The organism is Stenotrophomonas sp. Steno-Z10-BAI, assembly GCF_056393115.1.
In genome coordinates this window covers 84613-103815 of the sequence record NZ_JBWJOZ010000006.1, presented here as the reverse complement: position 1 = coordinate 103815, position 19203 = coordinate 84613, and the positions used below count along the sequence as shown (strand labels likewise).

The following is a 19203-nucleotide window of genomic DNA, read 5'->3' as shown; positions in this document are numbered from 1 at the left end:
ATGCGGCTGGGCCTGAAACTGTTCCTGGGCTTCTTCCTGATCGTGGGTATCGCCGCGTTCTTCGTGATGCGCATTTTCGTCAACGAAGTGAAGCCCGGCGTGCGCCAGGCGATGGAGTCCACGCTGGTCGATGCAGCCAACGTGCTGGCGGAAATGGCCGCGGCCGACCTCAAGGCCGGGCACATCCGCGACGGCCGCTTCGTCGCCGATCTGGCGCGTGCCAAGCGCCGCGACCCGAAAGCGATGGTGTGGCGTTTTCCCAAGCGCACGCTGGATTACCAGGTCACCATCACCGATGCCAAGGGCATCGTGGTGTACGACTCGACCGGCCGCGATGTGGGGCGCGACAACTCACGCTGGAACGATGTCTACCGGACGCTGCGCGGCGAGTACGGCGCGCGCTCCAGTCCGGAAACCCCCGGTGACGACACCCACTCGGTGATGCACGTGGCCGCGCCGATCTTCGATCCGGCCGATGGGCGCCGCTTGATCGGTGTGCTCAGCCTGGCCCAACCCAACCGCAGCATCGATCCCTTCATCGCCGCCAGCCAGCGCGCCATCATGAAGCGCGGTGCCTGGCTGATCGGTCTCTCGGCGCTGATCGGCCTGCTGATGACCGCGTGGCTGATGCACGGCGTGAACCGGCTCAATCGCTATGCCAAGGCGGTCAGCGCCGGTGAGCCGGTGCCGCCGCCGAAGCCGCGCCGCGATGAGATCGGCGATCTGGGCCAGGCGCTGGAAACCATGCGTCGCAAGCTGGAAGGCAAGGCCTACGTCGAGCAGTATGTGCAGTCGTTGACCCATGAAATGAAGAGCCCGCTGGCCGCGATCCGCGGCGCGGCCGAACTGCTGCAGGAACCGTTGCCGGACGCGGATCGGGCGCATTTCGCCCGCAGTATCGAAGGCCAGGCGCAGCGCCTCACCGAAACCATCGACAAGCTGTTGGCGCTGGCCGAGGTGGAGCAGTACGGCTGGCTGCAGAAGCACGAGCGGCTTGCACTGGCGGCGTTGCTGGAGTCCGCCGCCGACGCGGTGGCGGTGCGTGCGCAGGCCGCCGGGGTCACGATCGCGGTGGAGGCGCAGGCCGAGAGCGTGCAGGGCGATGGCTATCTGCTGCGCCAGGCACTCAACAATCTGCTGGAGAATGCCGTGGCCTTCTCACCGGCCGGCAGCACTATCACGCTCGGTGCTGGTGCGGAAGGTGAGGGCATCGCACTGACCGTGGCCGACCGCGGCAGTGGCGTGCCGGACTACGCGCTTGATCGCGTGTTCGAGCGCTTCTATTCGCTGGCACGGCCCGGCACCGGCCAGCGCAGCTCCGGCCTGGGCCTGTCGTTCGTGCAGGAAGTGGCCCGCCTGCACGGCGGCCGTGTGAGCCTGCGCAACCGCGATGGCGGCGGTGCGCAGGCGGTGTTGTGGCTGCCGTTGCGGCTGCCTTCGGTACCGCCGCGGCGCTGACCGCCGCCGCACTTCACACAGACTTCAAACTCGGCACAAACCCCGCACACCGGCGCGCGGGAAGCTGGCCCCCTCCCAACCGAGGACGGGTCATGAAATCCCTGAAGATGCTGTTGCGGTTCGCCATTGTCGGCGGGCTGATCCTGTTGCTGCTGATTCCGCTGAGCCTGATCAAGGGCGTGATCCGCGAGCGTGAGGCGTACCGCGACGAGGCTTACCAGCGCGTGGCGCAGAGCCGCGCCGGCGCGCAGATTCTGACCGGCCCGATCCGGGTGGTGCCGTGGACCGAGACCCGCGAGGTCGAGGTGGTGGATGCGGCCGGCACCAAGAAGAAGGAAAAGCAGGTCGAGCAGGGCCAGTGGCTGCAGATGCCGGCCACGCTCACGGTGGACGGCGTGATGCAGCCGGACGAGCGCCGTGTCGGCCTGTTCCGCGTGCCGGTCTATAGCTGGAAGGCCACGATCAGCGCCGCGTTCGCCGATGACGACTACCCGGTGAAAGCAGGCCGCGTGTATGGCACGCCCTTCCTGACCGTGGGCATCGCCGATGTGCGCGGCCTGGTCGGTTCGCCGAACCTGCGCGTGGATGGCAACGCGGTGACGCTGTTGCCCGATGCCGGCGGCGTCAGTGGCATCGGCACCGGCCTGCATGTCGGCTTGCCGGGCCTGGCGGATGAACGGGGTGGCGTGCTCAATGGCAGCAAGGTCGAACTGGAGCTGGTGCTGGATGGCACCCGGTCGCTGTCGGTGGTGCCGGTGGGCGATGACAGCCGCATCGCGCTGCGCTCGCCGTGGCCGCACCCGCTGTTCGGTGGCAGCTTCCTGCCCAACGAACGCAAGGTGGACGCGCAGGGTTTCGACGCCCAGTGGGCGGTGTCTTCGCTGGCCTCGCGTGCCCAGCACCAGCTGCGCAACCGCCCGGACATCGACGCTGAAGCGGTGAGCGTGGAGCTGGTCAATCCGGTCGATGTGTATACCCAGGCCGACCGCGCCAGCAAGTACGGCATCCTCTTCATCCTGCTCACCTTCGTCGGCTTCATCCTGTTCGAGCTGATCAAGCAGCTGCGCATCCACCCGCTGCAGTACCTGATGGTCGGCCTGGCGCTGGCGATCTTCTTCCTGCTGCTGCTCAGCCTCTCCGAGCACATCGCGTTCTGGCAGGCCTATGCGCTCTCGGCACTGGCGTGCATCGGCATCCAGACCGTGTATCTGTCCGGCGTATTGAAGAGCTGGAAACGCGGGCTGGGCTTCGCGGTGATGCTCAGTGCCCTGTATGGCGCGCTGTATGGGCTGCTGATCTCGGAGAACAACGCGCTGCTGATGGGCTCGCTGCTGCTGTTCGGCGTGCTGGCCGCGGTGATGTGGGTGACCCGCCGGGTCGATTGGTATGAACTCGGCGCGCGGCTGAGCTGAGGAACGGACATGAGCTTGCACCGCTGTCTGCACGAACGTGTGCGCCGGGCGCTGCCCGCCCGGCTGGAGGTGGCCTCGCTGCTGGAGGGCGAGGCCTCGGGATGGCCGTCACCGCTGAGGGCACTGCCTGGGGTGCCGGCAGCGCCGGGGCTGCTGCGTTTCGGCTTGGCACCGGCCACCTGCGAGGCGATCACCGTGCACGGGCTGCGCTTTCTGGAACAGGCACGGCAGGCGCGCGGACGCCTGCCGCTGCCGCACTGGTGTGGCGACTATCGGCCGTGGCGTGAGGGTGCACAGGCGTTGCGTGAGGTCGGCATCCGCGGGTTGCCTGCGGGCTGGCCGGCGCATGCAGCGGTCTACGCCAGCGCCTCGGAAGACCGCAGCCGCTGGTTGCTGATCCTGCCTGGCCGTGGCCAGCTCTGGTACGGCTGGATGGCGTGACCATGACTCTTGGCCCGGGGGCACCGGGACAACGCCCGATAGACTCGGGGATTGTTCGTGGTCTGGCCGAGAGGCAGGGGTAATCGTGTTCAAGTGGGGCATGTTGAGCGTGGCATTGGCATTGAGCGGCGTCGCCGATGCACAGACGAAGGAAACGGTGGACCTGGACATGGTCAGCCGCATCCGCCAGGAAGCCTTCCACCGGTCGCAGGTGATGGCGACCTTCAGCCACCTGACCGAGCAGATCGGCCCGCGCCTGACCAATTCGCCCGCGATGGGCGAGGCCAACGCCTGGACCCGCAGCAAGTTCAATGAGTGGGGCCTGGTCAACGTCCATGACGAAGCCTTCGATGCGTTCGGCCGCGGCTGGGAGTTCAGCAACGCCAGCGTGGAACTGCTGAGCCCGCGCGTGGCGCCGCTGTATGCGCTGCCGAAGGCCTGGACCCCGGGCACCAACGGCCCGGTCGAGGGCGAGGTGATCAAGGTCGAGATCAAGAAGCTCGCCGACCTGGATCAGTACAAGGGCAAGCTCGCCGGCAGGATCCTGCTGCTCAACGATGCACGCGATTACGAACGGGCCACCAAGTCCGATTCGCATCGCCACGATGATGCCGGCCTGGCCGAGCTGCAGGTGTTCGCGGTGCCCAAGGACGTCGCCGATGCCAAGGCCGACCGTGCCAAGAAGGCCAAGGAATACCTGGAGAAGCAGGAACTGACCCGCGCCACCAACGCCTTCTTCGCCGAGCAGGGCGTGCTGGCCACGATCAGCATCAGCGGCTGGGACAACGGCATCATCCGTGTCGGTGGCGGTGGCTCGCGCAAGGCCGGTGAACCGGTCGGCGTGCCCGAGCTGGCGATGATGGCCGAGCACTACAACCAGCTGGTGCGGGCGGTCGACCAGAAGCAGGCGGTCAAGCTGCGCGTGAATGTCGAAGCCCGCTTCACCGATACGCAGGACCAGCCCGGCTACAACACGCTGGCCGAGATCCGCGGCAGTGGCAAGGCCGATGAGATCGTGATGCTCGGCGCGCACATGGATTCCTGGCACACCGGCACCGGTGCGGCCGACAACGCTGCCGGCGTGGCGGTGATGATGGAAGCCATGCGCATCCTCAAGGCGGTGGGTGCCAAGCCCAAGCGCACCATCCGCGTGGCGCTGTGGAGTGGCGAGGAGCAGGGGCTGATCGGCTCGCAGGACTACGTGTCCAAGCACTTTGCGCGCTACCCCGAGCCGACCGACCCGGCGCAGCTCACGTTGCCGGCCTCGATGCGTGAACCCACCGGCGCTTTGCAGCGCCAGCGTGATTACGACAAGTTCTCGGCGTACTTCAACATGGACAACGGCTCGGGCCGCTTCCGCGGCATCTACGCGCAGGAGAACCTGGCCGTGGTGCCGATCTTCGAAGCGTGGCTGGCCCCATTCCACGATGTGGGCGCCACCACCGTGGCCACCCGCAACACCGGCAGCACCGACCATATCGCATTCGATCGCGTCGGCCTGCCCGGGTTCCAGTTCATCCAGGACCGCCTGGACTACTTCACCAACGTCCACCACAGCAACCTGGACACCTGGGACCACGCCGAGCCGGAAGACCTGAAGCAGGCCGCCGCCATCGTGGCCTCGTTCGTCTACAACGCGGCCATGCGCGATGAAAAGCTGCCGCGCAAGCCGTTGCTGACGCCCTGAGGGCTACCGCGTGGGCGGCCTGGAAAGGGCTGCCCACGCCATGCCGGGCAGGGAGTGCCCGGTTTGCGGCCGGGGCGGGGTAAAATTGCCGGGATTCCGTTTCCCGCCCTGAGCCCTCCATGACCTGCCGCACCCGTTTTGCCCCCAGTCCCACCGGCTACCTGCACATTGGTGGCGCCCGCACGGCGCTGTACTGCTGGCTGGAGGCCCGTCACCGTGGCGGCGAATTCGTGCTGCGCATCGAAGACACCGACCGCGAGCGCAGCACCCAGGGCGCGATCGACGCGATCCTGGAGGCGATGGAGTGGCTGGGCCTGGGCTACGACGAAGGCCCGATCTACCAGACCCAGCGCGTGGCCCGTTACCTGGAAGTGGCCGAGCAGCTGGTCGCCGATGGCAAGGCCTACTACGCCTACGAGACCCGCGAAGAACTGGATGCGATGCGCGAGGCCGCCATGGCCAAGCAGGAAAAGCCGCGTTACAACGGTGCCGCGCGCGATCTGGGCCTGCCGTACAAGGATGACCCGAACCGCGTGATCCGCTTCAAGAACCCGCTGGAGGGCACGGTCGTGTTCGACGACCTGATCAAGGGCCGTATCGAGATCGCCAACAGCGAACTGGACGATATGGTCATCTTCCGCCCGGACGGGTTCCCCACCTACAACTTCGCGGTGGTGGTGGACGATTGGGACATGCGCATCAGCGAGGTCATCCGCGGCGACGACCACATCAACAACACCCCGCGCCAGATCAATCTGTATGAGGGCATCGGCGCCCCCGTGCCGAAGTTCGGCCATATGCCGATGATCCTGGACGAGCAGGGCGCGAAGCTGTCCAAGCGCACCGGCGCGGCCGACGTGATGCAGTACAAGGACGCCGGCTACCTGCCTGACGCACTGCTCAGCTATCTGGCCCGCCTGGGCTGGTCGCATGGCGACCAGGAGCTGTTCAGCCGCCAGGAGCTGATCGATCTGTTCGATGTGACCCACTGCAACTCCAAGGCCGCGCGCCTGGACATGGCCAAGCTGGGCTGGGTCAACCAGCACTTCCTGAAGACGGAAGCGCCGGCCGACATCGCCCCGCACCTGGTCTACCAGCTGAACAAGCTGGGCCTGGACCTGAACGCTGGTCCTGCGCCGGCGGACGTGGTGGTGGCGCTGCGCGACCGCGTGCAGACGCTGAAGGAAATGGCCGAGAAGGCGGTGGTCTGGTACCAGCCGCTGACCGAGTACGACGAAGCCGCGGTGGCCAAGCACTTCAAGCCCGGCGCGGAACTGGCGCTGGGCAAGGCCCGCGAGCTGTTGGGCGCGGCCGGCGAGTGGACGGTGGAGAGCGTGTCGGCGGCGCTGCATGACGTGGCCACGGCGCTGGAGATCGGCATGGGCAAGGTGGCGCAGCCGCTGCGCGTGGCCATCACCGGCACCCAGGTCAGCCCGGACATCTCGCAGACGGTCTTCCTGGCCGGGCGTGAAGAGGCCTTGAAACGCATCGAGGTCGCACTCACTAAAGTACCGACGGCCTGACCACAGGAGACCGCGCATGTCCGCAAAAACCGCTTGTACCGCTCCGCACCATCACGTTCACGACGCTTCAGACTTCGTGAAGGTGGTCGAGCGCGTGTGCTCGGAACGCGGGCTGCGGCTGACCCCGATCCGCGCGAACGTACTGCGCCTGATTGCCGAGGCCGGCAAGCCGGTGAAGGCGTATGAATTGCTGGAGTGGGTGCGCAACGGCAAGGGCGTCGGTGCCGACGCCCCGCCGACGGTGTACCGCGCGCTGGATTTCCTGATGGCCAATGGCTTCGTGCACAAGCTGGAATCGGTGAATGCGTTCGTGGCGTGCCACCATCCGAGCAGTGCGCAGCATTCGGTGCCATTCCTGATCTGCAACAGTTGCCACAGTGCGGTGGAGCTGGAGGACAAGGAGATTGTCAGCCAGCTGGAGAAGCGGGCGAAGGAGCTCGGTTTCCAGCCGCAGGCGCAGACGCTGGAAGTGCATGGGTTGTGCGCGCGGTGTGCGGGGTAGGTACCGACCGTTGGTCGGTACGCTGTTGATGTTGAAAAGCCGCGCATCTGCGCGGCTTTTTCGTTTCTGCTGCGAAAGCAGCCACTCTGTTTCCCGCTGCGGAAGCGAGCCGGGCAACCTGGAGCGGGACGCGCCGTAAACCCATCCTTGGGGGCTCGTGAGCGGCATCCATGCCGCTCCAACGGTCCCGTTCCAGGCTGCCCAACTCGCTTCCCGACGGTTCCGGACTGGGGTGGGGAAAGGCGTTGGCGTTCTGCGCGCAGACGCATCACGGCTTCGCATCGGCCGGCTCGTGCCCTTCGGCGGCGGTATCCACTTTGACGATCACCGACATGCCTGGACGCAGACGCGGTGCCAGCGGCTGATCGGGGTCTATGGAAATGCGGATCGGCAGGCGCTGGACGACCTTGGTGAAGTTGCCACTGGCGTTGTCCGGACGCAGGACACCGAACTCCGAGCCGGTCGCTGGGGCGATCTGTTCGATGTGGCCGTGCAGCTTCTGGCCATCGAAGGCATCCACGGAGAAGGTGGCCGGTTGCCCGATGCGCATCTTCCACGTCTGGCCTTCCTTGAAGTTGGCGACCACCCACAAGGCATCGGGCACCAGGAACAGCAGTTGCGAACCGGCGGTGACGTATTGGCCCAGGCGCACCGAGGCTTCGCTGACCTGACCGTCGCGCGGCGCCTGGATCACGGTGTTGGCGAGGTCGATCTTCGCCAGTTCCAGCTGCGCCTGGGCGGTCTCGACGCGGGCTTCCAGGCCTTTGCGGGCGACCTGGGTAGAGGTCAGGGTTTCTTCGGCGATGCGGATCTGGGCCTGCGACTGCAGCACGCTGGCCTGCGCCGATTGCGTGGTGGTGCGGAACTTGTCGCGGTCGTTGAGGGCGACCAGTTGCTGGTCGGCGAGTTCTTCGTAGCGCTTGAGTTCGGTCCGCGAGCGCGAGAGCTCGGCCTGGCCAGCAGACAGGTTGGCCTGCGCGGCCTGGATCTGCGCGCGGTTCTGCGCCTGGGATTGGTCGGAGTTGGCCAGCGCGGCCTTGGCGCTGTCCAGGTCGGCTTCGGCCTGGACGACCTTCTCGCGGTAGATGCGGTCGTCGATGCGCAGCAGCGGTTCGCCTTGTTTGACGTGCTGGAAGTCCTTGACCAGCACCTCGGTGACATAGCCGTTGACCTGCGGCGCGAGCACGGTGATCTGGCCGCGCACGTAGGCGTTGTCCGTGGTCACCCGGGAGGTCTCGAACGGCCACAGTGACCAGGCACGCAGGATCAGCGCGATGCCGATCAGGGCGATCACAATCATGATGATCACCGCACGCAGGCTCGGCTTGAGGTACTTGGGCACGCCAGAGGGGGCCGCCGCGGGTGGTGGCGCAGGGGCGGGCGCAGCGTCGGTCGGCGGCGGTGGGTTGACGTTTTCCGGGGCGGTATCGTCGTGCGGGGGTTGGGTCGACATGGGCGGGCTCATCGGGGCGCGACGCTGGCGGGCGTCGGCGCGGAATGGGGAGGTGTCGGCGCGTGGCGTTTGCGCCACTGCTTGAGCACGGCGGTGCGCACCGCCAGCAGCAGCAACCAGCCAAGGAAGACCAGCGCCACGCGGCCGCTGAGCGCGAACACGTCATTGAACGCGCGCACGTTGGCTTCGCGACGGGTGATCTGCGCCAGCTGCGCGGTGCCCTGCGCGCTGCGCTGCACCGGGTCGGTGATCAGCCTGGCGTAAAGCTGCTGTTGCTGTTTCAAGCGCTGGGCAACCACGTTGTCAGCCGGATCCAGCTGGCCGACCAGCGCACCGGAGTACACCTGCTCGCGGTGCAGCTGGTAGGTGCCCAGCACGGCCGAGCCGGCCAGGCCACCCAGGGTCTGGGTGATGGAGAGCGTGACCAGGAAGGTGATCATGTGGTCCACGCCCTGCTTCAGCGCCTGGGTGATGCCGAGCATGATCAGCGGCCCCATGAACATGCCGGCGCCGACGGACGCCAGGAACTGGCTGGCGAAGAAGTCGTGCGGGCGATCCAGGCTGGTGCGGCTCTGGTCGAGCAGGGCCGCGCTGCCCAGCAGCAGGATGGCCATCAACAACTGCGGAATGAGTCGCTTCGGGCCGAAGGTGAGCGAGCTGGCGGCCATGCCGGTGATCACGCCGGCCAGGATCACCGCGAACAACGGGCGCATCTGGTCCGGGCCCATCCCGAGCGTACGCATCAGGCCGACCACGCCATAGGACTGCTCGGTGGTCAGGAAGCGGATCAGGAACGCACCGATGATGAAGTGGATCACCGGCAGGCTGGCCAGCCAGCGCGTCTGCAGCAACGGGTTGCGGCGGTAGTGCTCGATGATGAAGCCGGTGGTGGACAGCGCGATCGAGGCGACCAGCGCCCAGCCCAGCCACGGCGTATCCAGCCACCAGCGGGTGTAGCCCTGCGCCAGCACGACCACCAGCAGGCCGACGGCAGGGGCGAGCAGCGCGAAGGTGAGGAAGTCGAGCGGTTCGAACGCCTTGATCTGCGCCCCCGGCGGCAGCTTGAGCACCACCACGGCGGCGAACGCGCACAGCGCCAGCCCGGCCTCGAACAGATACAGGTTGTGCCACTGCCCGGTGTCGACCAGGCCCGGCGAGACCAGCCACGCGATCGGTACCGCAAGTTGGGAGATGCCCACGCCGATCACCAGCAGGTTGCCGGTGTATTTGCGCGGCAGCGACTGCAGCATGTACAGCGTGCCCAGGGTGCTGCAGGCGGCACCGGCGAAGCCGCTGGCCGCGCGCATCAGCACGGTGGTTTCGAAGGTGCCGACGAACAGATGCAGCACCGCCAGCGCGGCGTACAGGCCCAGCCCGATCTCGGCGAACAGGCGGATGCCGTATTGCTGGCGGAACTTGAAGGCGAGCAGGTTGGCGGTCACGTTGACCATCGCATAGGCGGCCACCAGCCAGCTGCCCTGCGCCGGAGTGAGCCCGAGCTGGCCCTGCAGGAACGGCAGGTTGGCGCTGACCAGGGCATTGCCCAGGCCGCCGGTGATGCCGACCAGCAGCGCGACCAGGGCGTAGGCGAGGCGGCGGTGCGGCGGATGCCACGGCATCGACGCCGAGCCCGGCAGCGTCGGTTTTTCGTGCTCCTCCCAGTCCGGAACCGGCTTGAGGTACTGCGGCATCATCCCTCCCCGTCGGCAGGCCCCCGCAATCCGCCACGCAGCAATTGCAGGGCGCGCGTGGCCAGCCGGGCGCGTTCGTCACGCGTCTTGCCACGCAGCGCGGCTCCCAGCATGCCTGAGATGAGTGAAATGTCCGTCGTTTCCAGATCGGGGCGGCACAGGCCGGCGGCGATCGCGCGGGCGATCGGTTCGCGCAGCAGTTCGACGATCGTTTCGCGGGCGGCGCGGATCGGGATCTGATCAGGATCGACCGCGCGCCAGTAATCGGAGAGGGCAGGCGATTGGACGATGCGGTTGGCCATACCTTCGAGGACGTCGAACAATGCGTCGTCGCGGTCGCCGAGGGTCTGCACCTGCCGCGCAATGCGGTTGACCGTGCGCTGGAGCAACGCCTCGACCAGTGCGGCGCGGTCAGGGAAGTTGCGGTACAGCGTGGCCCGGCCGACCTGGGCACGCTCGACCACCAGGTCCAGCGGGGCGGTTACGCCATGCTGACCGAACACGGCATCGGCAGCGTCGAGGATCTGGGCGCGGCGGGCGGCCGCGTCGGCACGTTGGGTAGGCATACGCGCATCATCGGACAGAACTGTCCGGCGGGAAAGGGCCTGCGTCGCTTTCAGCGCACCGCGGTTGGCGCGCGCTGGGCAATGTCGAGGGCGGGTGAGCTCAGCGCGGCGCGGGCACGCCGTGACAGCCGCCCATCCGGGCTTCGCGGATGGGCAGATTGATCAACGCGGCGAGCACGGCCAGGCCCATGTCGGCGTACCACATCCACAGGTAGTTGCCGGTGTGCGCCAGCGCCAGGCGGCCGAGCCATGCACCAAAGAAACCGCCCAACTGGTGCGAGAGCAGGGTCAGGCCGAACAGGGTGCCGAGGTAGCGCGGGCCGAACAGCTTGCCGACCAGCCCGGCGGTGGGCGGAACGGTCGCCAGCCAGGTAAAGCCGAGCGCGGCGGAGAACACGTAGAAGGTGAGCGGGGTAGGCGGCGCAACGAGGTAGACCCCGATCATCACGGCGCGGCTGGCGTACATCCAGAACAGCAGGTACTTCATGCGGTAGCGCTGGCCGAGGGCGCCCACGATCAGGCTGCCGGCGACGTTGAACAGGCCAATCAGCGCGATGGAGGACGAGGCGACGGTGGGCGAGAGCCCGCACAGCGCGATTTCGCCGGGGAGATGGGTGACCAGGAAGGCGATGTGCAGGCCACAGGTGAAGAAGCCCAGATGCAGGTACCAATAGCTGCGATCGCGCACCGCGACGCGCAACTGTGCGCGCAGCCCGCCTTCATCGGTGGCGCCGGCGGTGGGCGCATGGTCGCCCGCGCGACGTCGCAGCGGCCAGGCCAGCGGCACCGAGAGCAGGGTGATGACGGCCATCGTGATCATGGCGCGGGCCCAGCCGGCGGTGCCGATGATCCATTGGACCAGTGGCGCGAACACGAACTGGCCCAGCGAGCCGCCGGCATTGATGAGGCCGGCGGCGAACGAGCGCTTTTCGGCCGGCAGGCGGTGGGCGGTCGCGCCGATCAGCACGGAGAAACTGCCGGCGCCGGCACCGGCGGCCATCAGCAGGCCGAGGGTGAAGGTCATGCCCAGCGGGCTGGTCAGCAGCGGTGCGAGCAGCAGCCCGGCCGCCAGCAGCAGGGCACCGAAGATGAGCACGGGCAACGCGCCGCGCTGGTCGGCGATGGCCCCGAACACGGGTTGCACCGCGCCCCAGACGAATTGGCCGATGGCCAGTGCGAAGCTGATCTCGACGATGCTCACGCCGGTGCCGCGGTGGATCGGGTCCACGTAGAGGCCGGAGGTCTGGCGCACGCCCATGGTGACCATGAGGATGGCGGAGGCTGCGACCAGCAGGCCCCAGTGCATTGAGGGTGCGCGGGTGGCAGTGGTTGACGTGCTCATGCGTCGGCTCCGGTGGGCAGGGCGTGGTCGAGTTGGTCGAGCAGGGCGTTGAGCCGGGCGGTCGGCGTGGGCCCGAAGGTGGTTTCCACTTCGTGTTGCGCCCGTTGCCACAGGGGGCGCGCGCGACGAAGGCAGGCCTTGCCGGCAGCGGTGATGACGATCAGGCGTTGCCGGGCATCGTCGCCGCGGCGTTGTTCAAGCCAGCCGGCGGTGAGCAGCGGTTTGAGGTTGCGGGTGAGCGTGGTGCGGTCCATGCCAAGCGCCTCGGCCAGATCGCCCAGTTGCCGCGGTGCGGGGGCGCGACGCAGGATGGAGTAGGCGTTGAGGCTGAGCCCGGCGGGGGCGAGGTGGGCGTCATAGATCTGCGAGAGCCGGCGTGCCGCGCGACGCAGGCGGAAGCAGGTGCAGGGGCTCTGGGTCAGCGGGTCCATGGGCGTGTGCCGGGGTGGGTGGCTGGATGATACGTGCATATGCACGTAGTGCGTCAAGCTCAAAAAAAGGGGGCCTTTCGGCCCCCTCGGGTCAAGCAACCACCCAGTGAATCGATCAGAAGTACGCGCGGATCCCGAATGCCACGCCGCGGCCCGGCAGCGGGGAGTAGTCGCGCAGCAGGGAGGTGTGCGGGCGGACCTCGCGGTTGGTCAGGTTGCTGCCGTCAAGGAAGACTTCGTAGCTGTTGCTGTCGGTCCGGTCCCAGCGGTAGGCGACGTGGGCATCGACCAGGGTGTAGCCGTTGCTCGGCTCTTCATTCTGGGCGACGTCCTTCTGGCTGCTGTAGCGCACGGCACCGACCGAGGCGCGCCAGCCATCCTTGGCCCAGCGCAGGTCCGCGCCGACCCGGCCCGGGGCGATGCGTGGGAGGTAGCCGGTGTTGGCCAGATCCACCGTGTAGTTGTGGTTGTGGTCGCCGTGCGGGACGGCGATGTCGACGCTGCGGCTGCCGCTGCCATCCAGTTCGGCTTTGACGTAATCGCCGAACACGCGCAGGTCCCAGTCGCCGGCGTTGCCTTCGAAGAGATGGAACAGGGCTTCGGCTTCGGCCCCCTTGAAGGTGGCGTCCTGCTGGGTCCACAGCCGGACCGGCAGCGATTCGACCACGCCGGTGTCGGCCAGGTAGATGAAGTCCTTGAACCTGGTCTGGTAGATGGAGGCGGAGAAATCGACGCGCTCGCTGTGGGTGTGGATGCCCAGCTCGACGCGCTGGCCGCGTTCGGTCTTCAGGTTCGCATCGCCGATCTCCAGCGAGCGGGTGGCGATGTGCGCGCCGGCGGCGTAGAGCTCTTCGTTGGTCGGGGCGCGCTCGGAGCTGTCGATGCCGAAGCGCAGGTCGACGGCGTCGTTGAGCGTCCAGATACCGGCGGCGGAGAGATTGGTGGCGTCGAACGTGCGGGCGCGGTAATCACCGGTCGGGTCCAGCTTGACCTGGTCATGGCGGCCGCCGAGCTCCAGCTTGAACGGGCCGAACTGCTTTTCCTGCAATACGAACAGGCCGATGTTCTTGGTCGCGGTATCCGGCACGAAGGCTTCTTCGCCCTTGGCGCCGAAGTCGCTGTTGCCGAACTGCAGGCCGAAGGCGCCATCCCAGCCGCCGATTTGTTCCTGCACGGCTTCCAGGCGGCCTTCGATGCCCCGGTTGGTGAAGCGCGTGGCGGGCGTGCCGGCTTCGAGTTCGGTGTGCTCGTAATCGGTGTAGGCGGTGCGCAGGCTGATGTTCTTCAGGAACGAGGTGGGCTGGTAGATGCCGCCCTTGGCTTCGAAGCGGTTCTGCACCATGTCGATGCGGACGTCATGCTCCTCGCCCTCTTCCTCATCGCCATGGTCGTGATCGTGGTCATGACCATGGTCGTCGTCGGCATGCACGTGCGCGCCGTTGGGAATGCCGTAGTTGGTGCGGTAGGTGCTGGCGGATACACCGAAGTAGCCTTCGTCGCCCAGCCATGTGGCACCGACGCCGCCGGCGCGGGTGCGGATCGAACTGTTGTCCAGACGGCCGCGGCGCGGTTCGTCGGTGTCGCCTTCCTCGTAATCGTGGCCGCTGTGATCTTCCAGGCCATCGATCACCGCGTAACCGGGAATGCGGTAGTCATCGCCGTTGCGGACCAGGCCGTCCACATGCAGCACCACGTTGCCGCTGACACCATCCAGGCGGAACATGCCGCTGCGCTCGTCGTTGACCGAGTTGCCGCGCAGTTCGGCGCGGCCGCTGAGCGGACGGTCCGGCAGTTCGCGGGCGATGCGGCCGTCGACCACGTTGACCGCGCCGCCGATCGCACCGCTGCCGAACAGCAGGGTGGCCGGGCCCTTCAGGACCTCGATCTGATCGGCCAGGAACGGCTCGATGCTGGTGGCATGGTCGGCGCTGACGGTGGAGGCATCCATGTTGCCCATGCCGTTGGACAGCACTGCCACGCGTGGCCCTTCCTGGCCGCGGATGATCGGGCGGCCGACGCCGGGGCCGAAGAAGGTGCTCTGCACGCCGGGCAGCTTGGCCACGGTGTCGCCGAGGGTGCCGGCCTTCTGCTCGTCCAGGCGCTCACCGGCCAGCACATCCACCGGGCGGGCCAGCGATTCGGCATCGCCCTGCAGCGGCGAGGCGGTGACCTTCACGGTGGAGAGCTCGGTCAGGTGGCGGTCGCGGTGGTTGCCGGCATCATCGGCGGCCATGGCCAGCGAGGGCAGCATCGCGGCGGCAAGGGCCAGGGACAGGGCGTGGGGTTTGAGCAGGAGGGAGCTGGAGCGCATAGGGCAAGGGCCTTCGGTCAATTGTTACAATGTATCAATGGTGGGGCGCGCGAATCCCGTAACGGGACGGGGGGAAGGGAAGTCAGGGGGGGAGGCAAGGGTGCGCGTCAGGATTGATGTTATATTATTCCATAACGCTTCGCCGACCCTGCTGGAAGTCATGCCCCTGTTCGCTCGTGTTCGCCATCTGCTGGATCGTTTCGGTGCCACCGGCTCGCTGCTGTGCGCCGTGCATTGCGCTGTGCTCCCGGTGCTGCTGGCGGCTGCGCCGTCGCTGGGTCTGTCGGTCTGGATGAGTGACGGCGTGGAGCTGGCGCTGGTGAGTTTCGTCACCCTGCTGGGCCTGTTCAGCCTGGTCTGGGGCTGGCGCCGCCATGGCGCGCTGCGCGCGCTGGGCTTCCTGATCCCGGGCCTGACCGCGTTGTGGGCGGGCCTGTTGTACGGCCCGCTGCACCACTCGGCGGTGCCGCATGCGGTGGTGATGACCTTGGGCGGCGTCCTGGTTGGCGTGGCCCATCTGGTGAATCTGCGCCTGAACCATGGCCACGTCCATGACGCCAGCTGTGCTCATTGAGAGCGCGCATGGTAGGCTTTCCGATCGTGCGCGGGGGCGCCTGAGAGGGCGGCCCCGCCGAACCCGTGTCAGTACGGGGTAATCAGATTTCGCAGCATTCAGACTAAGGAGTTACGACATGGGTAAGGGTGACCGCAAGACCGCCAAGGGCAAGCGCTTCAATGCCAGCTACGGCAATTCGCGTTCGCACGTCGTGAGCAAGGCGGCCGTGGGCGCAGCTGCGCCGGTTGCCAAGAAGACCGTGACGAAGGCGCCGGCCAAGAAGGCCGTTGCCAAGAAAGCGGTGGCCAAGGCCGGCTGATCCAGCCAGGCAGGTCATGAAAACGCGGCGCTTGCGCCGCGTTTTTTTTGCCTGCGCGACGGGATCGCCTCAGCGCAATGCGGGGAGCAGGCGGTCCGGATCGCCATCGTTGGGGGCGGCCGGGACACCCAGCAGACGGGTCAGCAGGGGATAGACATCCACGTTGTCGAACCCAGGCAGGGTCTTGCCCTGCTGGAACGACGGCCCACGGGCAATGAACACCGCGCGCATCGAGGGCAGTGCGTTGTCGTAACCGTGCGAACCGCGGTTGCCGGGTTTGCGTGTGGCGATGCGGTCGCGGGTCAACGCATCCCAGCCTTCGTGCATCTGGCACAGGATCGGCGGAATGCGCGGATGGCGGCCGTATGCCCAGCGCGCCGGCAGGGCCTCGCGGCGCCAGCAGTCGTAGTGTGCGTGCGCACCGAGCAGGATCTTCTCGGCCTGGCGCTGCTTGCCCGGCAACGGCGCGAAGCCGACTGACTGGCCGACCGATACGTCCTTGGCGATCGACGGATCGACCATGTCTTCGGTGGCGATGACCTGGCCCTCGGGCACGCTGGCCATGCCGTGGTCGGACACCACGATGAGATTGGTGCTGTCGGCCAGACCGCGTGCCTGCAGCCCGTCCAACAGGCGGCCGATCGCGGTGTCGACCTCGCCGATGGCGGCGGCGTATTCGGACGACTCCGGGCCGTGGTCATGCCCGGCGTGATCCACCTGTTCCATGTACAGGGTGACCAGGCGTGGTGCCTGCGCGTCGGTCTGGCCGAGCCAGCTCAACACCTGATCGACACGGTCAGGCAGAGTCACCGTGCTGTCGTACACCCGCCATTGGCTGGGCCGCACGCCCTGGATGGCCGCTTCGCTGCCGGGCCAGGACAGGGTCGCGGTATGCACGCCGGCTTTTTCAGCGCCCACCCAGATCGGTTCGCCCCCCCACCAACGGGCATCGGTGACGGCCTCGCGCAGATGCAGGCGGAAGCTGCCCAGTTCGGCTTCTTCCATGCTGTTGTGGATGATGCCGTGGTGGTCCGGACGCAGCCCGGTCACGATCGTGTAGTGGTTGGGGAAGGTCAGCGCCGGGTATGAGGGCGTCATCCAGTCCGCACGCACGCCGCCGGCGATGATCCGCGACAGGTTGGGGCTGAGGCCGCGGTCGAGCATGTCCGCACGCAGGCCGTCGATGGAAACCAGCAACAGTTTGGGCGTAGTGGCTGGCGCCGTCGGGACAGCAGTCGCCGCGACGGCGTCAGGTGGAGTGGAGGGTGCGGTCGCGCACGCGGCCAGCGAAAGAGCGGCGGCAAGCGCCAGTGGAAGGCGGACGGAAATCATCACGACATGATAGTGCGTGGCGGTGACGCGTCGAAGACAACCGATGGCATACGCCACCCCACGGCGTATGCCCGGTTACGCGAACAGCGAATCGTGCCGTGCTTCCAGTTGCAGCAGCGCAGCCTTGGCTTCCAGGCCACCACCGAAGCCGGTGAGCGCACCACTGCTGCCGATCACGCGGTGGCAGGGCAGCACGATCGGCAGTGGATTGCGGCCATTGGCGGCACCGACCGCGCGGCTGGCGGTGGGGTGGTTGATGTGCCGCGCCAGTGCCACGTAACTCCAGGTCTGGCCGAACGGAATATCGGCCAGCGCCTTCCACACCCGCAGCTGGAACGGCGTGCCGTATGGGGCAAGCGGGAGATCGAAGCGCACGCGCTCACCGCGCAGGTACTCCAGCAGTTGTCCGCGTGCGTCCCGCAGTGCATGGGCGTCGCGTTGCCAGTGTTCGCGCCCTTTGGCGTCGTAACGGTTGTTCTCGAACAGGATGTGGTGGATGCCCTGGCTGTCACCGGCCACGGTGAGCGCGCCGATCGGGCTGTCGAAGGTGTCGTAGAGCAGGGTCATGAGGTAACTCCCGAAGACGGTGTGGCCAGATGCCACAGATGCAGAACGGCGTAGGCACGCCACGGTCGCCACGGCTGCGAGCGGGCCTCGGTGGCGCGTTCGCTCAGTCGCGTATCACCACCGAGCACCTGCTGCAGCACCAGATCGCCGGCCGGGAACGCATCGGGCAGCGCCAGCGCACGCAGTGCCATGTAATGCGCGGTCCATGGGCCGATGCCGGGCAAGGCGACGCAGCGCGCCACGAAACCAGCCAGCGACTGGCCGGCGCGGAAATCGAGCCGCCCATCGACCACCGCCTGCGCAACCGCACGCACGGTGGCCGCGCGGGTGCGCGGCAGCCCGATGGTTTCCAGCGGTGCCTGTGCCAGCACCTCCGGCAAGGGGAACTGACGGTCCAGTCCCTCCGGCATGCCCTCCAGGGTGGCGCCGAAGCGGTCCACCACCCGGCGTGCCAGCGTGGCGGCGGCCGCCACGCTGACCTGTTGGCCAAGCACCGCGCGCACGGCCACTTCAAAGCCATCCCAGCCGCCGGGTACGCGCAGCCCGGGGCGTTGTGCGATACCCGTCGCCAGCAGTGGTTCCTGCGCCAGCGTCGCGTGCACCATGCGCAGGTCGGCATCGAGATCGAAGATGCGGCGTACGCGGCGCACGATGCCCGGAATCGCACGCGGATCGACCTGGCCCAGGTGCAGCAACAGCTCCGGGCGCCGTGGATCGGCGGTCACGCGCAGCAGTGAGGGGCGCTCGGGCGGCCCGATCACGCGCTGGTAGCTGTCCGTGTCGATCTGCTCGATGACGGGAATGGCGCGGCGGCGCAGGAAGCCGAGCATCGCGGTGAAATCCAGCGGCGGCCGGTAGCCCAGGCGCAGGGTCAGTGCGCCCTCGGTCAGCGTGCCGCGCTGGCGGCGGATCGCGGTCGGGGGCATCCCGCAGCCATCCAGAAAGGCCGCGTTGAAACGGCGCAGGCTGTTGTACCCCGAGGCCATCGCGACATCGGTGACCGGCAAGGCGGTTTCGGTGAGCAGTTGCTTGGCCAACAACAGCCGGCGGGTGGCGTGGATCTGCGCCGGCGCCGCACCGAGCCGGGCCACGAACAGGCGCTGCAGCTGGCGGGCGCTCAAGCCGACGTGGGTGGCCAGATCGGCGACCGGCTGGTCCTGCAGATAGCCATCGTGGATCAGGGCGAGCGCGCGCTGCAGCGTTTCATTGTTGAGTGCGTCCTGCGCCTCGGGGGCCAACTCGGGGCGGCAGCGCAGGCAGGGACGAAAACCCGCGGCCGCGGCTGCGGCAGCCGTGGGGTAGTAAGTGACGTTGGACGGCTTCGGCGCCGGTGCCGGGCAGACCGGTCGGCAGTAGATGCCGGTACTGCGCACGGCAGTGAAGAACACCCCATCAAAGCGCGCATCGCGGGCAAGGCGGGCGCTTTCGCAGGCGGCGTGGTCCAGGGGCAGGGCGGTCTCCATGGGGGCCAGTCTATGCCCGGTGAGCAGGGCTGGCTCGCCATTTTCGGACGCCAATGCCAGCCCCGGGTCGCCCGGTTCAGGACAGGTTGCCGCGCCGCGGCGGTCGCGCACTAGACTGTGCCTCTGCGCTGGTTTTGCCGCGCATTCCC

The 19203-nt window shown here is 67.6% G+C and carries 17 protein-coding genes; 8 read left to right on the top strand and 9 right to left on the bottom strand.

Annotation, left to right across the window (positions count from 1 at the left end):
* The 6 genes from creC (at position 1) to AC06E9_RS15055 (ending at position 7023) form a co-directional block, all read left to right on the top strand.
* The gene (gene creC, locus AC06E9_RS15080; protein WP_152151690.1) at positions 1-1458 is read left to right on the top strand and encodes a two-component system sensor histidine kinase CreC; all 1458 of its coding nucleotides are present in this window, start codon (positions 1-3) and stop codon (positions 1456-1458) included.
* 92 nt (positions 1459-1550) lie between these two features.
* A complete protein-coding gene (gene creD / locus AC06E9_RS15075) occupies positions 1551-2870 on the top strand; it encodes a cell envelope integrity protein CreD (protein WP_478056334.1) in 1320 nt (439 codons plus the stop codon).
* Positions 2871-2879: 9 nt separating this feature from the next.
* The gene (locus AC06E9_RS15070) at positions 2880-3311 is read left to right on the top strand and encodes a hypothetical protein (protein WP_478056333.1); all 432 of its coding nucleotides are present in this window, start codon (positions 2880-2882) and stop codon (positions 3309-3311) included.
* A gap of 100 nt (positions 3312-3411) precedes the next feature.
* Positions 3412-4998 carry a M28 family metallopeptidase gene (locus AC06E9_RS15065; protein ID WP_121042183.1) on the top strand — a complete coding sequence of 529 codons (1587 nt, stop codon included), beginning with the start codon at positions 3412-3414 and terminating at the stop codon, positions 4996-4998.
* 119 nt (positions 4999-5117) lie between these two features.
* The gene (gene gltX, locus AC06E9_RS15060) at positions 5118-6521 is read left to right on the top strand and encodes a glutamate--tRNA ligase (RefSeq protein WP_121041393.1); all 1404 of its coding nucleotides are present in this window, start codon (positions 5118-5120) and stop codon (positions 6519-6521) included.
* Positions 6522-6537: 16 nt separating this feature from the next.
* Positions 6538-7023: a Fur family transcriptional regulator gene (locus AC06E9_RS15055; RefSeq protein ID WP_019184450.1), complete on the top strand. Its 486-nt coding sequence runs from the start codon at positions 6538-6540 to the stop codon at positions 7021-7023.
* 268 nt (positions 7024-7291) lie between these two features.
* On the opposite strand, the gene AC06E9_RS15050 is transcribed toward AC06E9_RS15055, so the two are convergent.
* From AC06E9_RS15050 to AC06E9_RS15025, 6 genes are all read right to left on the bottom strand, one after another.
* Positions 7292-8476, bottom strand: a complete 1185-nt coding sequence (locus AC06E9_RS15050; protein WP_478056332.1) for an HlyD family secretion protein — start codon at positions 8474-8476, stop codon at positions 7292-7294.
* Between the two features lie 8 nt (positions 8477-8484).
* Positions 8485-10170: an MFS transporter gene (locus tag AC06E9_RS15045; RefSeq protein WP_121041397.1), complete on the bottom strand. Its 1686-nt coding sequence runs from the start codon at positions 10168-10170 to the stop codon at positions 8485-8487.
* Positions 10167-10733 carry a TetR/AcrR family transcriptional regulator gene (locus tag AC06E9_RS15040; RefSeq protein WP_121041399.1) on the bottom strand — a complete coding sequence of 189 codons (567 nt, stop codon included), beginning with the start codon at positions 10731-10733 and terminating at the stop codon, positions 10167-10169. The genes AC06E9_RS15045 and AC06E9_RS15040 overlap by 4 nt, the downstream gene beginning before the upstream one ends.
* A gap of 100 nt (positions 10734-10833) precedes the next feature.
* Positions 10834-12075 (bottom strand): MFS transporter, encoded by a 1242-nt coding sequence (locus AC06E9_RS15035; protein ID WP_478056331.1) that lies wholly within the window; start codon positions 12073-12075, stop codon positions 10834-10836.
* On the bottom strand, positions 12072-12506 hold the full coding sequence (locus AC06E9_RS15030; RefSeq protein WP_478056330.1) for a MarR family winged helix-turn-helix transcriptional regulator: 435 nt from the start codon (positions 12504-12506) through the stop codon (positions 12072-12074). Before AC06E9_RS15030 ends, AC06E9_RS15035 begins: the two co-directional genes overlap by 4 nt.
* A 115-nt stretch (positions 12507-12621) precedes the next feature.
* Positions 12622-14817 carry a TonB-dependent receptor gene (locus AC06E9_RS15025; RefSeq protein WP_478056329.1) on the bottom strand — a complete coding sequence of 732 codons (2196 nt, stop codon included), beginning with the start codon at positions 14815-14817 and terminating at the stop codon, positions 12622-12624.
* Positions 14818-14977: 160 nt separating this feature from the next.
* On the opposite strand from AC06E9_RS15025, the gene AC06E9_RS15020 reads away from it, so the two are divergent.
* Together AC06E9_RS15020 and AC06E9_RS15015 are read left to right on the top strand one after the other, a co-directional pair.
* Positions 14978-15391: a MerC domain-containing protein gene (locus AC06E9_RS15020; protein ID WP_121041406.1), complete on the top strand. Its 414-nt coding sequence runs from the start codon at positions 14978-14980 to the stop codon at positions 15389-15391.
* Between the two features lie 118 nt (positions 15392-15509).
* Positions 15510-15692 carry a 30S ribosomal protein THX gene (locus tag AC06E9_RS15015; protein ID WP_019184443.1) on the top strand — a complete coding sequence of 61 codons (183 nt, stop codon included), beginning with the start codon at positions 15510-15512 and terminating at the stop codon, positions 15690-15692.
* A gap of 69 nt (positions 15693-15761) precedes the next feature.
* Here AC06E9_RS15015 and AC06E9_RS15010 read toward each other — a convergent pair whose 3' ends face one another.
* From AC06E9_RS15010 to AC06E9_RS15000, 3 genes are all read right to left on the bottom strand, one after another.
* Entirely contained in the window at positions 15762-17024 is a 1263-nt protein-coding gene (locus AC06E9_RS15010) for an alkaline phosphatase family protein (RefSeq protein WP_121041407.1), read from the bottom strand.
* 75 nt (positions 17025-17099) lie between these two features.
* Entirely contained in the window at positions 17100-17591 is a 492-nt protein-coding gene (locus AC06E9_RS15005; protein WP_121041409.1) for a methylated-DNA--[protein]-cysteine S-methyltransferase, read from the bottom strand.
* A complete protein-coding gene (locus tag AC06E9_RS15000; protein ID WP_478056328.1) occupies positions 17588-19054 on the bottom strand; it encodes an AlkA N-terminal domain-containing protein in 1467 nt (488 codons plus the stop codon). The genes AC06E9_RS15005 and AC06E9_RS15000 overlap by 4 nt, the downstream gene beginning before the upstream one ends.
* Between the last annotated feature and the right edge of the window lie 149 nt (positions 19055-19203).

Coding starts and splice junctions, on each gene's coding strand:
- creC (WP_152151690.1), top strand. CDS start 1: ATGCGGCTGGGCCTGAAACTGTTCCTGGGCTTCTTCCTGATCGTGGGT.
- creD (WP_478056334.1), top strand. CDS start 1,551: ATGAAATCCCTGAAGATGCTGTTGCGGTTCGCCATTGTCGGCGGGCTG.
- AC06E9_RS15070 (WP_478056333.1), top strand. CDS start 2,880: ATGAGCTTGCACCGCTGTCTGCACGAACGTGTGCGCCGGGCGCTGCCC.
- AC06E9_RS15065 (WP_121042183.1), top strand. CDS start 3,412: ATGTTGAGCGTGGCATTGGCATTGAGCGGCGTCGCCGATGCACAGACG.
- gltX (WP_121041393.1), top strand. CDS start 5,118: ATGACCTGCCGCACCCGTTTTGCCCCCAGTCCCACCGGCTACCTGCAC.
- AC06E9_RS15055 (WP_019184450.1), top strand. CDS start 6,538: ATGTCCGCAAAAACCGCTTGTACCGCTCCGCACCATCACGTTCACGAC.
- AC06E9_RS15050 (WP_478056332.1), bottom strand. CDS start 8,476: ATGTCGACCCAACCCCCGCACGACGATACCGCCCCGGAAAACGTCAAC.
- AC06E9_RS15045 (WP_121041397.1), bottom strand. CDS start 10,170: ATGATGCCGCAGTACCTCAAGCCGGTTCCGGACTGGGAGGAGCACGAA.
- AC06E9_RS15040 (WP_121041399.1), bottom strand. CDS start 10,733: ATGCCTACCCAACGTGCCGACGCGGCCGCCCGCCGCGCCCAGATCCTC.
- AC06E9_RS15035 (WP_478056331.1), bottom strand. CDS start 12,075: ATGAGCACGTCAACCACTGCCACCCGCGCACCCTCAATGCACTGGGGC.
- AC06E9_RS15030 (WP_478056330.1), bottom strand. CDS start 12,506: ATGGACCCGCTGACCCAGAGCCCCTGCACCTGCTTCCGCCTGCGTCGC.
- AC06E9_RS15025 (WP_478056329.1), bottom strand. CDS start 14,817: ATGCGCTCCAGCTCCCTCCTGCTCAAACCCCACGCCCTGTCCCTGGCC.
- AC06E9_RS15020 (WP_121041406.1), top strand. CDS start 14,978: ATGCCCCTGTTCGCTCGTGTTCGCCATCTGCTGGATCGTTTCGGTGCC.
- AC06E9_RS15015 (WP_019184443.1), top strand. CDS start 15,510: ATGGGTAAGGGTGACCGCAAGACCGCCAAGGGCAAGCGCTTCAATGCC.
- AC06E9_RS15010 (WP_121041407.1), bottom strand. CDS start 17,024: ATGATTTCCGTCCGCCTTCCACTGGCGCTTGCCGCCGCTCTTTCGCTG.
- AC06E9_RS15005 (WP_121041409.1), bottom strand. CDS start 17,591: ATGACCCTGCTCTACGACACCTTCGACAGCCCGATCGGCGCGCTCACC.
- AC06E9_RS15000 (WP_478056328.1), bottom strand. CDS start 19,054: ATGGAGACCGCCCTGCCCCTGGACCACGCCGCCTGCGAAAGCGCCCGC.